The following is a 15669-nucleotide window of genomic DNA, read 5'->3' as shown; positions in this document are numbered from 1 at the left end:
GCTTTTAAACGGCTTTTTATTATGCTGTTATTAAATTATTAATATAATTTATAACTTTGTCAATTTCATCTTTATTTTTAATTATAAACCCACTTGAATTGTGGTGACCTCCACCACCGAATTTTCTTGCAATTATTGAAACATCAAAGGATCCGTTTGATCTAATTTCAACTCTATAATCACCTTGCTCTCTTTTCAAAAAAGCAATTGTAATATCTGTGTTTGAAATTTCAACAAATTTAGCGACTAAAGGTCTTACTATATCGTTAGTTATTATATCGTTTGATACTGTATATGTTACATTTTCGACAACCTTTTTATTATTACATACCTTTCAAATAGTATTTAATTCTTCGTTATTAAGTTGCATTTTAATTAGTAAGGAAGAGTAGTTTAAATTATGTTCAAATGGCACTTTCATAGCTTCAAAAGTTTCGGAGGTTATATTTCTTTCTTTAAAAAATTCGGTATCGGTTAAAATTGCAACTGCCGCACCTTCAAGTGATAAATTATTAGTTTTAAGATTCAAATGTTTTATAAGCATTGCAATTAATTGTCCTGTGGCAGGTCAATTATCGCCACCTATTTCAAATAGTCATTCATTTTCAAATGGGTGATGATCTATTTTAATAGATTCTTGAGTTATAACTCTATGATCGTAAATTCTTGATTTTGTTGAAGTATCAACAACGATTTTAAGACTTTTGTTAAAGAATTCATTAGATACAAGATTCTCTTCTTCTTTTAATAAAAAACTTAAATTACGTGGGTAATCTTTACCTGATATTTTTACTTCTTTAATTTTTGTTGAATTAAGCAAAATTAATTCTTTTAATGCAACAGCACTGCCTAAGGTGTCACCATCAGGTTCTATATGAGTACATAAAGTTATATATTGTGCTTGAGATATTATTTCTCAAAATTTTTTTAAGTTGTTTAACTAGCATGTTTTTTACTTTCAATTGATTTATTTTCAAAATATTTAGAACTAACTTTATCCGAAGATTGTAAAGATAATTTTAATCTTTTGCTTCACGCTCAAATTCTTAAGTTTTTATTTTCGTTTCAAACACTTAAAAAAGCTTCTTTTTTAAGTGTTCTTAATTCTTTTGAAATTAGACTAGATTGATTTAGTAATCTTCTTTTTAAGTCTATATATTCCCCTAATTTAATTTTATTTTCAAAGTAAAATTTGTTTTTCAATTGATTATTAAATTTAGCAATATTATATTTAGCAATTCTATTATCATAGACAAAAATTTCTTTATTTATTTTTGATAACGCTAGGGCTTTTACTAAAACGTTATTTCTAAAGTATTTTTTAAAATATGCATTTTCTTCTAAGAAATATCCGTTCATTATTTTCTTTCTAAGCATATTAGAAATTTGCTCAATTATTAATAATAATACAATTGTAAATATTAAATAAGAACTTAAAATGCTTCAATAACGTATATCTGCTGAATAAACTGTAATTTGATATCCGTAATCACAAGCTCCAACAGCTCCAATAATTACGGTGCTTTTAAAATTGATTTCGATTCTATATAAGAAGTTAGAAAGAGTTTGTGGTAATATTTCTTTAATTACTCCTATTTTAATTTTAGTTCATGTAGAAAGACCTAAACTTTCGAGGGATTGAAATACTTTATCATCTATTTTATCTACACTTTCATTTATTAATTTTGCAAGCATACCAATACTGTGAATAGCTAAAGCCAATGTTCCTGCTCATATGATTGAATCTTTTTGTCAAAGTAAAAATATTAATGCGTATGTAAATGGCGGAATTGCTCTTAATGTTATAATTATAAATTTGAAAAATAGAGAAACAAATTTTCCTGATATTTTTTTAGATGCTAGTATTCCGAGAAATAAACTAAACACTAACCCTATAACACTTGCTAAAATTGCAATAGCTAGTGCTTCTGTACCTAAAATAATAGGATTATCACCGCTATCCCATTTAAATACACTTAAATTTGGTGTGAATAAATTTTTAACACCTTCGTTAAAATATGCTAATCCTTCAGGTCCAGTTGTTCTAAATTCAATTGAAAATAATGATATTATAAACAATATAAAAATAATTATTGAAATAGTTATTTTTATATAAATATTTTTGGGCTTTTGTTTTTTAAGTTGTTCTAGTTTCTTCTTAAAATTTAAATTTTCATCAATAGTTGGATGTTTTGGAGAATATTCTAAAATTCATTTTTTCACTAAAAATGTAAACATTTCTAGCAAGATCATAAATGCTACAAGTATTCATATTGCAATTGATAAGTGTGCAAAGTTGTTTGGGACTGCATATTCATCAGCCATTAACTGACCTATTGTGGAAATTCCAATAATACTTAAAATTGCTGCAAAACGAACAACCATTTCGAAACTATAAAATCCATAACTAACAATTCTTTTTAACAAATATGGAAGAATAGATTTTTTAAATGCTATTCACTTAGTATTTCCTATCGCTTGTAAACCGTAATAACTAGACACATCATAAGTATCTAAATCTTCATATAGTCATTTTGCCATTAGTGAAGCAACAAAAATAGCTATAGAAAGAGTTGCAACTAATGATGGAGATAAAATAAAATAAATTATATAAGCATACACTATTGGCGGTATCGTTCTCATAATACTCATAAATGCACGCATTGGTACATAAATTCAAGGAGTTTTAATAAAATTTTTCGAACTTAAGAGCGCAATTGGAATACCTAAAAAAATACCTATTATTGTTCCTAAAATCGAGTAAGAAATAGTTTGTCAAAGTAATTTTAAGCTTTGGGTAGTAGTATCTGCAATTGTTATATCGGTTCTTGAACCTATAACTGCATTTGTATTAAATTTAAAAAAATTAGTTATTAATTTTAAAAAACTTTGGGAATTTTGGAAATCTGGTTTTATTTTGATAAATAATAAAATTATCGCAATTAAACTTATTGCAAATGTTAAATAAAAAAGTCAAGGAAATTTTTTAGTTACTTTTTGGCCGTTAATGTCGACGAATTTAGGTCTAAAATAATCATAAATTAACTGTATAAGTTTTTTAAATTTGAAGTTTTGCTTAAATGAGGTACTCATTATTTAAGGTCCTTAATTTTAAACATTATTTCTTCTTGAATTATTTTTCTCTTTCTCTTTGTTTCAAGAAATTGTTGTTGATCAAATTGCTCTAATTGTTCACCGTAAATATTTTTTAATACTTCTAAATTAACTTTATCTCAGCTTCCGTCAAATACCACTTCACCTTTTTTGATTCCTATTATTCTATCTGCATATTGAAGTGCTAAATCTACGTGGTGTAAATTTGCTAAAATAGTTATTTTGTCCATTTTGTTAACTAATAAAAAACCGTCCATAACAGATTTAGCCATAATAGGATCTAGTGCACCTACAGGTTCATCAGCTAAAATAATTTTAGGTTTCTGAGCTAGAGTTCTCGCTAGTGCAACACGTTGCATTTGCCCTCCACTTAAATCCTTAGCTCTATCATATGCGTTTTCTAAAATATTAACTCTTGCTAAACATTGATAGCCAAAATCAATATCATCTTTTGAATATCAACCTAAAAACGATCTTAAAGGATGCATTTGAGGAAGTCGAGCAGCGAGAACATTTTGTAAAACACTAATATTATCAATTAAGTTATATCCTTGAAAGACGATACCTACTTTTGTTCTAAACTCTCTTAAGTGTTTTCTTTTTAAGTTATTTACATTAAACGGTCCGACAGTTAATGTTCCTGAAGAAATTTCGTTTATTTTATTAACAGTTTTTAATAATGTTGTTTTACCTGCTCCAGATAATCCGATAATTGCAACGAATTCACCTTGGTTAATAGAAAGATTGACATTAGTCAATCCTTTTTTGCCGTTAGGATAAGTTTTATCTACATCTTGTCATTTAATGTTTCAATCACCACTTATCCTATTATTTTCACTTTTTTTTAATTTCATATTATAACTATTCACCTTTAAATGACTTAAATCCTGTAAAGTGTTTTTTAAATCATGCTTCAGGGAATATGTATGAACCTGATGAAGTTGTAGATGTATATGTAAATTTAATTAATCCTTTAACCTCATCTCATGGTAATGTTCAATTTGATCCTTGTGTTTCCAACGCGTTTTTAATTTTTAATGCTATTTCAGAGTCTTTTTTAGCCATAATGTATGAACGATAATAACCAACTACCGGAAGATTACCATTTGCAGAATTTATTAAACTGTCAACTTTTGTTTTAAGTGCTTCGTTGTATCCATTTTCATTGTCAACTTTTTTTGGAGCATTTTCTATGTTTTGTGGAATGTATAATTTTTTTTCGTTTTGAGAATTAAATGTATTGTAACCATTTATCGCATCTACTAATATTTTTTCATCGGTAAAAGCAGGTGTTGTTGTGTTAGTAGTTGATTCGTATGGATCTATTATTTGTACGGATCTACCGGCCACTAAAATAAAGTTTGTTCCTTGTGCTTGTTCTGCTCATGAACCTGCTGGTAAAAATGCAACATCTATAGAACCTTCTCTTAATGCATTTGCGGCAGCATTATATTCTGTAGCTGTTGAAATTTCAATATTATATCCTTTATCGTTTAAGTATTTTTCTAATGCTTGAGAAGCTTTTCTAACTTCTGCAGGATCACTTGAAGGTATAAATTGAATTTTAAATTTGTTTGTTGAATTTTCTTTTCTTGTCACTACTCCATTATTTATATCAAAATAATCTGAACCTTCTATTAAAGGTGTTCCATAAGTGTTTACTTTTGTACCTTTTGTATCAATTATTATTTGTCCATTTTCATCAACCGATGAGTAATCATTGTGACTATATGTTGTAAAAACAAATTTTGTTTTTCCTGGGTTTTGAATGTCACTGATTTGCAATTGTGGATTACTTTTATCTCTAATTGCTGATTGTAAAATGATTTTAATTGCTTCTACATCACCTCTTTTTAAATTTGATCTAGCTTGTACACCATCGTTTGCTATAATTTCTGTTGCACCTACAGCAACTAAATTATTAGAGTTTTTAATCAAAACTCTTGTATCACCTCAACCAGCAGCTAATGTTGCAGTTCCTAAATCTAATTTTGTCATTTCATCAGAATAACCATTTGCTTTAATTAAATTAAATTCTGATTTTGAATTTTTATCGTTTTGTTTTGTTGAATTTGAACATGAAGCAACAAGAATAGGAAAAGTTCCCAATGTAGTTAATGTTGCTAATTTTAATGTTGTTATAAATAATTTTTTAGTTTTTTTCATTTTATTTTTGCGCCTTTATATTTTAATTCTAAGTTATTTAAGTGTGTATAATTTTAGAAATCGCCTTTATTAATTTAAAAAACGTAATACACTTTTAAGTTTAGCAACTAACTTTTAAATTAATAATAAATGCAAGGTTATAAAGAACTTTTTTATGTTTTTTATCTATTTAAATTTATTTTGGTAATTTAAATAATTATCATATATAATTAAAGTTAACCAACAATTCAAAAATGCAATTTAAAAAGTTTATTAAAAAATAAGTCTTATTATCTAATAGGTGTAATAAGACTTATTTTTTTAATCTAATGTAAATTCCTTTGTTAATTCTATTGTGTCTTGAATATATTGACCGCGTCTTTGGTCAGCTTTTCTTATATAATGTGACAATCAAAGTTTTAAGGTTATTGTGTTTCCGCTTTTTGAAATAATTACATCATCTTGAGATTTGTGTTCCCCATTTGAATTTGCTCTTAATGATGATTCTTCTTTTGTTGAACTATCATATGAGTTTTTAAATGTATAAATATTCTTATCTTGTTCTAAAATAACTTGTTTATCAGGATTATTATATGTTGGTTTATCATAGAATTTTTTACCAACTCTATCATAATATAATTTACTTTCGCCATCGTTTAAACCTTTTAAAAATTCTTTATTCACTATGGTAATCGAATTCATGAAAGGCTCTCTATTTTTTTCAAAGCTAAATTCTTCTTCTGATTGTGTATTAGCACTTGCGTTTGCACTAGCTTCTGTTTCAATGATGCTATTTTTATCAGAAACTGTTATACTGGCATTGGTTTTTGTTTTGTTTTCTTCTTTTTCTTTTGATTCATTATTGTTATTTGTTGTAGAACATGCTACCGACGCTATTGTGGCAATAGGTAGAGCAAAAATTGAAAATAAGGTTTTAAATTTCATCGTGTATTATTTTATCCTTTCATTTTTTTGGTAGGTTTTTTATTATATCATGTTAAATATGTAAATTATAAAAAATATAATAAAAACCTAAAAGTACTTATCTATAGTATTTTTAGGTTAAAAAATTATCTTAACAAATCTATTTTTATTGCTTAAATCTTTAGTTATTTCTAATAGTTTGAATTTATTTTTAATTGAATTTCAAAATTCAATATGTAATGGATTTATTTCAAAAAGTAAAATTCCGTTTTTATTTAAATATTTTGGTGCTAGTTCTATAATTTTTTTGTAAAAAAATAAACCATTGTCGTCAGCAAATAAAGCATTATGTGGCTCGAAATCTAAAACAGATTTACTTAATTTTTCATCATTTCCTATGTAAGGAGGGTTAGAAACGATTATATCAAATTTACCTGTTATATTTTCAAATAGGTTTGAGTGCAAAATATTAACTTTTAAATTATTAATATTACTATTCAATTCTTGTGACTTAATTGCTTCACTTGATATATCTGAAAGTGTAACAGATATATCTTTATATTTATTTTTAATTGCTAAACCAATGAATCCAGAACCAGAACAAAGATCCAATACAGATTTAAATTGATTTAATTTTATTTCTTCGATAGCTAAATAAATTAATTCTTCTGTTTCATATCTAGGAATTAAAACATTATGTCTAATATCTATTTTAATATCTGCCATTTCAATATAGCCCATTATTTTTTGAACAGGCATACCGCTATTTAATTGTTCTAATTCAAAAGAAGATATTTCCTCTTTAAGTCCATATCTTCTTTTTTCTAATAATAATTCTTCTTTAGAAGGCATTAAATACCAGCTTCTTTTATTTTTTCGTTTTGTTCTTCGGTTAAGAGAGCATCGATTATTGAGTTAAGTTTTCCTTCCATAACAGAGTTAAGTGAAGTTGAGTAACCAATTCTATGATCGGTTACACGATCTTGTGGATAATTGTAAGTTCTTATTTTTTCAGATCTAGCTCCTGAACCAGCTAATTTACGATATCCAGATTCTTCTTCTTGTTTCTTCTTGAGCTCTAAATCATATAATTTAGATTTTAAAATACGCATTGCTATTTCTTTATTTTGGATTTGACTTTTACCTTCTTGACAAGAAACGATTATACCGCTTGCGAAGTGTGTAATTCTAACTGCAGAGTCGGTTGTGTTAACTGATTGTCCACCGTTACCACTTGAACGAAATACGTCTACTCTAATATCTTCAGCTCTTACTTCAATTTCTATATCATCATCAATTTCGGGCATAACAGTAACTGTAGAAGTAGATGTATGAACACGACCTTTTGTTTCTGTTACAGGAACACGTTGAACTCTATGTACACCACTTTCAAATTTTAATTTTGAGTAAGGCTTATCACCTTTAACGGAAAAAGTAACTAATGTAAACCCTCCGGCTTCTGCAACTGTAGCATCTAATAATGTTGTTTTCATATTATTTTGAGCACATCATTTTGAATACATTCTATATAAGTCACCAGCAAAGATATTGGCTTCGTCTCCGCCGGCAGCACCACGGATTTCTACAATAACATCTTTGTCATCATTTTCATCTTTAGGTAAAATAAGTATTTTAAGTTCTTCACTTAATTTTGACATATTTTCTTCCGCTTCAGCAATTTCCATTTTTGCTAATTGAATCATTTGATCATCTTTTTCGATTGAAAGTAATTCTTTAGCTTGTTTTAAGGTTTCCTCGTTGCTTAAGTATTTTTTGAAAGTTTCTACTATATCGTTTATTGAATTAATTTCTTTATTAATTTTATTGTATTTTTTAATATCAGAAATAACATCAGGGTTTAAAAGTGCTTTTTCTAACTCTTCATGTTTTTCTTTAATTTGCATTAGTGATTTGTACATTGTGTTTTCCATAGTATTTTAATTTTAACACAAAAAGCACTTTTTGTTATTAAAACGATTCTATTTAGAACTAAAAAAATATCAAAACATTTTAAAAAAGATAATGCTTTGATATTAAAGTTATTTAATAATTAATTTTTGATTTTTGTTATTCTTTTCGTTTTTATGTTCTAAGAAATTAATGAATAAAGAGTATATTATTGTTGAAATAATTCCGATAAAAATACATAAATCGGCAAAATTGAATGTCCCGCGGCTTTGTGCAAAAGGAGTATAAAATACATCTTTTACATATCCATTAAATATAAATCTATCCATTGCGTTTCCTATATCTCCGGCTAAAACCAAACCTAATAAGAAAGCTAAAACAAATCTTTGCTTTTGCCAAAAAAGAACAGATATTAAAACTAATATTGCAACTGCTATACCGATAAATTGTATTATAAAGGTATTTCTTGTGGTTAAAAAGGTTACTCCTCCGTGCCAAATGCTACGCACACCAATAATTTTATAATCCAATCATTGACTTGGGCTTTGATATATTTTTTCAGGAAGGAAATAATTATTTCCGTCTGTTATTAATCCTTCATTATTTAGTGTAAAAATATCACCGTGTTTAAATAATAAATTCTTTGTTAGTTGATCTATAGAAAAGAAAATAATAAACACTACAAATATAACTATATAACTAGCTAAAATTCTTTTTTTATTTTGATAAATTTTTTGTAGTGAATTTTTAATCTTCGAGTTCATCTAAAGGAAATTCCTTTACGATATTAGAACAACTTAAACAAATGTTATTGCTTTTATCGAAATCATTTTCCTCGAAGTGGTTTCAGCATCTTTCACATTTTAAAGATTCAAATGTTATTATCTGTGTTTCTTTTGTATTGTCAAAAGTTACTTTACCAACCATTAATAATGTTTTTAAATCTAGTGATTTAATTAAATCAGAATTAGTGTTTAAAATTAAATGTGCTTCATTTGAACGTTTAATTAGACCACTCTTAATTTCTTTTTCTATTAGGACATTAACTTCGTCACGTAATTCGAAAAATTCTTGATATTTTTCTAAAATAACATTATCGTACTTAAATTCATTATTGTTCATATATTCTGAAAGCATTAGTAAAGTTGGTTTATTCTTGCTATTAAAGAATGAAAAGGCTTCTTCTGATGTGGTTGGTAAAATAGGGGCAATTATGTGTACTAAGAATTCAGTTATTTCATAAAGATTAGTTAAAACCATAATTCTTTCAGGGTTATCAATTTTTTGAACATACAAAATATCTTTTGTTATTGTTAAATAAAAACTGGAAAGATCGACTATGTAGTTGTTTAATATTTTAATAACGTTGATAAATTTATATTCGTCATAAGCTTTAAAAATAGTTTCTTTAATATTTTCCAATTGATTTTTAATATACAAATGAATTCCTGTACGTTCTAGTTCTGAGTCGTATTCAAAATTATTTAAGTTACCTAATAAGAATTTAATTGTGTTTCTAATTCTACGGTAAATTTCGGTATTTTGATCTAGTATTTCATCGGAAATAGAAATATCGTTTGAGTATTCAGAATTAGCAACTCATAATCTCAAAATGTCTGCTCCACGTTTTTTAACTATATCAAGAGGGTTAATAACATTGCCTTTAGATTTAGACATTTTTTCACCTTTTTTATCAACAGTGAATCCATGTGAAACTATTTTTTTATAAGGCGCAAAACCGTTGAACGCCACAGAATTAATGATTGAAGAGTTAAATCAACCACGATATTGATCTGTACCTTCTAAATATAAATCATAAGGAGGTTTAATTCCGTTTTCATCATCAATATCTACAGCGATGCTTGAAACACCAGAATCGAATCATACATCCATTATATCCATTTCACGAGTAAAGCCTTTTCCACGATATTTTTCTGGTAATAATTCATCAGTTTCTTTTTCTCATCAAACATCTGTTCCAAATTGTGAAACAAGATTTATTACATAGTCAAAAATTTCTTCTTCAAATACAGGGTTTTTATCTTGATCGTAAAAGAAGATTAGCGGAACACCTCAAGTTCTTTGTCTTGAAATTGTTCAATCACCTCTATTTAAAATCATATTATAAAGTCTTTTGTGCGCTCATTCAGGATATGTAGTAACGTTATTTTCAATTTCTGAAAGTATTTTATCTCTTATTTTATCAATTGAAACAAATCATTGTGGTGTCCCACGATAAATTATTGGTTTGTGTGTTCTTCAATCGTGTGGATATGAGTGCTTAAAACGACTAAAATGTAATAAATCCGAACCTAAAAATTGACCAATTAATTTGTTGGCATCTTCGTAAAAAATATTATCAAATTGTGTATTTGTATTTTCGATATATCCTTTATCCGAAATATGCATTATCATATTTAAATTGTATTTTTTACCAATTAAATAGTCATCTTCACCAAACATAGGTGCAATGTGCACTATACCAGTACCAGATTCTGTTGTTACGTGATGACCTAAAATTAAAGGAGCTTCAACTTTTGTTATAGGTGTGTTATATAAAATTGAATGATTCTCAATTTCAAAACCAATGAATGTTTCTAAAATTTCATATCCTTCTCAATTTAACTTTGAAACAAATTCGTTTAATAATTCTTTAGCAACAATATAACGTTGGTCTTGATATGATAAAACATTATATTCTATTTTTTCACCTAAAGCAGCACCTGCATTTGCCAATAATGTTCATGGTGTTGTTGTTCAAATTATAATTTTATCATTTGGTTTAATTGATTTAAAAGTAGAACTGACGACATTGAAAGAAACATAAATAGAAGGTGAAACAACATCTTGGTATTCAACTTCCGATTCTGCTAGAGCACTTTGTGAACTTGGTGATCAATAGACAGGTTTAAGGCCTTTATAAATTAAACCATCGAAAACAAGCTTCTTCAATACTTCTAATTGTTTAACTTCATATTTTTTATCAAGTGTTATATATTTTTTATCATAGTTGGTAAACAATTGAAGTAATTCCAATTGTTTTAATTGTTTATCTACTTGTTTTAAAGCGTATTTAGCAGCTTTTTTTCTAATAATAATAGGACTTAGTTCATCTTTATTTAATTTTGCCTCTGTCAACATTTTGTGTTCTATTGGTAAACCATGAGTATCTCAACCAAAAACAAAAGGAGAATAAAAACCCCTAAGTGTTTTGTATCTTACTATTATGTCTTTTAAAATTTTATTTAAAGCGTGTCCAACATGGATATCTCCGTTTGCGTATGGAGGTCCATCATGTAAAATGAAGCGAGGATTGTTCTTGTTTTTTTCTAAAACTTTTTTATAAACTTCGCTTGTTGCCCACAGTTCTCTAAATTTAGATTCTTTTTGAGTTAAATTAGCCCTCATTTCAAAATCAGTTTTAGGCATGTTTAATGTTTTTTTATAATTCATATTTTCTCCACAAAGATTATTTATAAATATTTTTAATTATATTATAAAATAAAAAAATAACTCTATTTTATAAGCTAAAATGTAGCTTCCAAAATAGAGTTATTTTGAATGGTGGCCCCGGCAGGAATCGAACCAGCGACACACAGAGCTTCAATCTGTTGCTCTACCAACTGAGCTACAGGGCCATAAATGGCGGTCCAGACGGGGATCGAACCCGCGTTCTCCTCCGTGACAGGGAGGCGTATTAAACCACTTTACCACTGGACCATTTGGTTGCGGAGACAGGACTCGAACCTGTGACCTTCGGGTTATGAGCCCGACGAGCTACCAAACTGCTCCACTCCGCGATATAAAAATTAATAAACTATAAAAATGGCGGGTGATGAGGGATTCGAACCCCCGCGGGCCGTGAAGCCCCTGGCAGTTTTCAAGACTGCTCCCTTCAGCCGGACTTGGGTAATCACCCATTTTATTGGTGGACCTAACAGGACTCGAACCTGTAACCAACCGGTTATGAGCCGGTTGCTCTAACCATTGAGCTATAGGTCCAATAAATATAATGGATTTATAGTTATTTTTGGTAGCACCGAAGAGAGTCGAACTCTTGACCTTCCGGGTATGAACCGGATGCTCTAACCAACTGAGCTACAGTGCCATATATGGTGGAGAGTATGGGATTCGAACCCACCACCTCCTGCGTGCAAGGCAGGCGCTCTAGCCAAATGAGCTAACCCCCCATAAATGGTGAAGAAGACAGGATTTGAACCTGCGACCACTACAGCCCAAATGTAGTGCTCTACCAAGCTGAGCTACTTCTCCAACTTATTTTTTAGGCTATAGTATTATACTACAAAAAAAGAATTTGTAAAAAATTAATTATTTTTTTGTAGTAAGTATAGTATAACATAAATTTATCTTTTTTATAAGTTAATTTATAAAAATATTTAATTGAGCAATATTATTATAATATAAAAAATTAAATGATGATATTTTTTATTAAATATTTTCGATAGTTTATAAAATTTAATTAATTTATTAAAAAATCAAGATATCTAGTATCCTGATTTTTAGTTTTATTTTATTTTAATTTAATAATTGTTTGAAAATCTAAATCTGAAGTTGATTTGTAGATTGTATCGGCTTTTGAAAAATCTTCAGATGATCCGTGTGTAATAGCTACAGCATACATGTTTGCATCTTTAATACCTTGAATACCCGCTGGAGCATCTTCAAATCCAATACATTGATCCACTGATAAATTAACACCTTTAGCTGCTTGAATAAAGATATCCGGCGCAGGTTTTCCGTTTTTAACATCCCCGGGATAAACGATAAAATCAAACATTTCTTTGATTCCTAATTTATCTAAAATTGTAGGTGCATTATAACTACTTGAAGCAATTGATAATTTAATTCCTGCATCTTTAGCATCTGTTAAGAACTTACCTATCCCCGGTAATAATGATTCTTTATTAATTTCTGTAGATAATAAAACTTTATATAAATCATTTTTTCTTGTTGCGATATCATTCATTTCTGATTCTGATAGTACAAGATCAGGTTTTTTCATTTTGATAATTGCTTTAAGTGTATCTAATCTTGGTAAACCTCTTAATTTTTCATTATCATCATTTGTATAATCAATCCCAAATTCTTTAACTATTTCTCTTCATGCTTTAAAGTGTAAAACTGCTGTATCAGTAATAACACCATCTAAGTCAAAAATAAATCCTTTAATTTTAGTCATTTTTTACCTCGAATAATGTTGGTTTATTTGTAATGTATTCTTTTTTACCATGAACATATATTACACCGTCAAATCTTGATGTACCAATTGTTTTAATACTAAATTGTGTTTTTTCTAGAATAACTTCAAATAATGTTCCTTGATATTTAAATCTATATGTTAGTCCTGATCATGCTTTAGGTAAAATTGGATCTAAATGTAATTTATCATCATGTCAATCAAGTCCACCGAATCCAAACACTATCATTTGGTAGATTGCTGCTAATGAACCTGCATGAATTCCGGCATTTGAAGTATGCATTGCTGGGCCTAAATCTATATTAATTCCATATTTAAAAATATCATAAGCTTTATCAATTTTTTTAAGCCTTGCTGCTTCAATTGCGTATGTTGCAGGAGATAATGATGAATCATGTGTTGTAAGTGGTTCGTAGTAATTAAAGTTTGCTTCACGAACCTCTTTTGAATATAGGTGTGGCAATATGTTTGTTAGTAAAACTACGTCTGCTTGTTTTACTAATTGAGATGATAAACGTTTAATACCTTCTGTAGTGTTAAATAGTTTTTTACCAGCATCTCCAAGCATTTGGAATGGTAAAACATCTATTTTAGGTAATTTTAAGAATTGATCATTTTCTGCAATAATTAAATCTTGATTTGGTTTTTGTTGAACTAACTTTTCAGAAACTTCTTTTAATTTTGAAACATTAATTGCGTACGGTATTTTTTGTTTGATAGATGCTCACACATATGGTTTTTTAGCTTTTAAGTATTTTATGTATTTTAATGCTAAGTCAATGTTTTGTTTTGCGAACATATTGATGTATGCATTATTGTCTATGTTACCTTTGTATTCGTTAGGACCCATAACATCTTTAATTTCATAACTTCCGTCTGGTTGAAGTTCGGCTCTATGTTGATAGAAAATGGCTGTATCGATAATCATTTCGAATCCCATTTTTTCCATAAATTTTTCATCTTTAGTTACATTATAGTATTGATTAACAGCATAAGCAACGTCTGCGGAAACGTGAATTTCTTGACGTCTTGAAGCGATAGGAACTTGTTTACCTGTAGCAACATCTGCTTGACCTCAATATGGACACACTTCTCCCTCAGTAGGTCACGCCATTTCTCAAGGGAATTGTGCACCTAATAAGTTGCTTTCTTCTTCACGTTCCTTAACTTCTTTTGCTTTAGCACGAGCTCCTTGAATACCTTTATATCTATATGTTAATAAGTTTTTAACAATTTTTGGTTCATTAAATAAGTAAATAGGATTAATAAAGAATTCTGTATCTCAATATGTGTGTCCTTGGTAACCTTCTCCAGAAAGTCCTTTTGCACCTACATTCATATTTGTTGAATGTCTTGGGACAAAACCGTTTAAGTGGAAAATACCAAAATCTAAAGCAAGTGAATCGTATTTACTTTCTTCGTTATCACCTTTGATTTGAACGTAGAATTGTTTTCAAACTCTTTCATCCATTGTGTTAATTGATGCTTCTTTTAAGTTATCGTATGTTTGAGCTAAAAGTTCAGCATGTTTAAGGTTTGCGTTTTCTTTAACAATATCATGTTTAAGTAAGAATTTTTTACCATCTACACTTGTGTGGACTGACATAAGTTTTTCTAAAACAATAATATCACCCGGTTTTACATCGACATTAATTTTAAATCCGACATAACGACGTTGCATTTCTACAACATAATCGTCATGTCCACCTTTTATACGTTTACCATTAACAAATAATCTAGTAATCATATTGTGAACAGCAAGTTTTTTAGATAAAGTTGTTTCTTGTTCCATTTGCAATGATTCGGTAGTAGGTCTTGCTTTTTTACCTTCCCCAAAGTGTTGAGTACCACTATTTGTTACTTGACCGTTAATCGCAGGTTTAAGAGTAAGTTTAACAGAATTGTTTTCTGGTGTTTCTAAAACTTTGATTGTAATTTTTTGTCCGTATACATTTGCATCTGCGTTTGAAACAAAACGCTCAAAATTGAATTCAAATTTTCCGCTTCCTCTTTTTGCGACTACAGTTCTTTTTAAATATCCTTCACGAATGTAAAGTGTTTTTGAATATTCATCTCTATTTTTAAGATCAAATTGTAAGCCGTTCATAAAAATAGGAGTAGTCATTAAATCTGCTAAATTAGCTAATTCTGATACATCATCTTTTGTATCTTTATTGAACATACCGTTTACGAAAAAATCTTCTTTGTTATATGAAGCTTTTTCTTCATCGGCACTTCTTATACCCATATAACCGTTACCTAAAGCAAAAATACTTTCTGTTTTAGCTGTTACATTACGATCAAATTTAACTTGTGTAACTGTTTTATTTTCTAAATCATATTTTAAAAAGTCTTTCATT

At 28.5% G+C, this 15669-nt stretch carries 11 protein-coding genes and 8 tRNA genes; all 19 read right to left on the bottom strand.

The window, feature by feature from the left end:
* Positions 1-19: 19 nt before the first annotated feature.
* The 19 genes from JXZ92_RS04225 to JXZ92_RS02120 all read right to left on the bottom strand — a co-directional run bounded on the left by JXZ92_RS04225 (position 20) and on the right by JXZ92_RS02120 (position 15668).
* The gene (locus JXZ92_RS04225) at positions 20-886 is read right to left on the bottom strand and encodes a bifunctional oligoribonuclease/PAP phosphatase NrnA (protein WP_374967676.1); all 867 of its coding nucleotides are present in this window, start codon (positions 884-886) and stop codon (positions 20-22) included.
* Between the two features lie 50 nt (positions 887-936).
* Positions 937-3093, bottom strand: a complete 2157-nt coding sequence (locus JXZ92_RS02205; protein WP_205852152.1) for an ABC transporter permease — start codon at positions 3091-3093, stop codon at positions 937-939.
* Positions 3093-3968, bottom strand: a complete 876-nt coding sequence (gene phnC / locus JXZ92_RS02200; RefSeq protein ID WP_205852151.1) for a phosphonate ABC transporter ATP-binding protein — start codon at positions 3966-3968, stop codon at positions 3093-3095. The genes JXZ92_RS02205 and phnC overlap by 1 nt, the downstream gene beginning before the upstream one ends.
* A gap of 7 nt (positions 3969-3975) precedes the next feature.
* The gene (locus tag JXZ92_RS02195) at positions 3976-5280 is read right to left on the bottom strand and encodes a PhnD/SsuA/transferrin family substrate-binding protein (protein WP_205852150.1); all 1305 of its coding nucleotides are present in this window, start codon (positions 5278-5280) and stop codon (positions 3976-3978) included.
* A 300-nt stretch (positions 5281-5580) separates the two neighbouring features.
* Positions 5581-6204 carry a hypothetical protein gene (locus JXZ92_RS02190; protein ID WP_205852149.1) on the bottom strand — a complete coding sequence of 208 codons (624 nt, stop codon included), beginning with the start codon at positions 6202-6204 and terminating at the stop codon, positions 5581-5583.
* A gap of 117 nt (positions 6205-6321) precedes the next feature.
* Positions 6322-7035 carry a peptide chain release factor N(5)-glutamine methyltransferase gene (gene prmC / locus JXZ92_RS02185; protein WP_205852148.1) on the bottom strand — a complete coding sequence of 238 codons (714 nt, stop codon included), beginning with the start codon at positions 7033-7035 and terminating at the stop codon, positions 6322-6324.
* Complete coding sequence (gene prfA / locus JXZ92_RS02180) at positions 7035-8114, bottom strand: peptide chain release factor 1 (RefSeq protein WP_205852147.1); 1080 nt, start codon at positions 8112-8114, stop codon at positions 7035-7037. Before prfA ends, prmC begins: the two co-directional genes overlap by 1 nt.
* Before the next feature lie 108 nt (positions 8115-8222).
* A complete protein-coding gene (locus tag JXZ92_RS02175) occupies positions 8223-8855 on the bottom strand; it encodes a signal peptidase II (RefSeq protein ID WP_205852146.1) in 633 nt (210 codons plus the stop codon).
* Complete coding sequence (gene ileS / locus JXZ92_RS02170; protein ID WP_205852145.1) at positions 8839-11544, bottom strand: isoleucine--tRNA ligase; 2706 nt, start codon at positions 11542-11544, stop codon at positions 8839-8841. The genes JXZ92_RS02175 and ileS overlap by 17 nt, the downstream gene beginning before the upstream one ends.
* Before the next feature lie 109 nt (positions 11545-11653).
* Positions 11654-11729, bottom strand: a tRNA-Phe gene (locus JXZ92_RS02165).
* Between the two features lie 5 nt (positions 11730-11734).
* Positions 11735-11811: transfer RNA gene (locus JXZ92_RS02160), tRNA-Asp, on the bottom strand.
* A gap of 3 nt (positions 11812-11814) precedes the next feature.
* Positions 11815-11891, bottom strand: a tRNA-Met gene (locus JXZ92_RS02155).
* 26 nt (positions 11892-11917) lie between these two features.
* Positions 11918-12010, bottom strand: a tRNA-Ser gene (locus JXZ92_RS02150).
* A gap of 7 nt (positions 12011-12017) precedes the next feature.
* A tRNA-Ile gene (locus JXZ92_RS02145) sits at positions 12018-12093 on the bottom strand.
* A gap of 29 nt (positions 12094-12122) precedes the next feature.
* A tRNA-Met gene (locus tag JXZ92_RS02140) sits at positions 12123-12199 on the bottom strand.
* 5 nt (positions 12200-12204) lie between these two features.
* Positions 12205-12281: transfer RNA gene (locus tag JXZ92_RS02135), tRNA-Ala, on the bottom strand.
* Positions 12282-12286: 5 nt separating this feature from the next.
* Positions 12287-12363: transfer RNA gene (locus JXZ92_RS02130), tRNA-Pro, on the bottom strand.
* Between the two features lie 259 nt (positions 12364-12622).
* Positions 12623-13291 (bottom strand): beta-phosphoglucomutase, encoded by a 669-nt coding sequence (pgmB, locus tag JXZ92_RS02125; protein ID WP_205852144.1) that lies wholly within the window; start codon positions 13289-13291, stop codon positions 12623-12625.
* Positions 13284-15668, bottom strand: a complete 2385-nt coding sequence (locus JXZ92_RS02120; RefSeq protein ID WP_205852143.1) for a glycoside hydrolase family 65 protein — start codon at positions 15666-15668, stop codon at positions 13284-13286. Before JXZ92_RS02120 ends, pgmB begins: the two co-directional genes overlap by 8 nt.
* Between the last annotated feature and the right edge of the window lies 1 nt (position 15669).

The sequence above is a fragment of the Mycoplasma sp. CSL10137 genome (assembly GCF_017116845.1).
Taxonomy (GTDB): domain Bacteria; phylum Bacillota_I; class Bacilli_A; order Mycoplasmatales; family Metamycoplasmataceae; genus Mycoplasmopsis.
The sequence above is the reverse complement of the archived record's forward strand: the minus strand, read 5'-3'. Positions and strand labels throughout refer to the sequence as shown.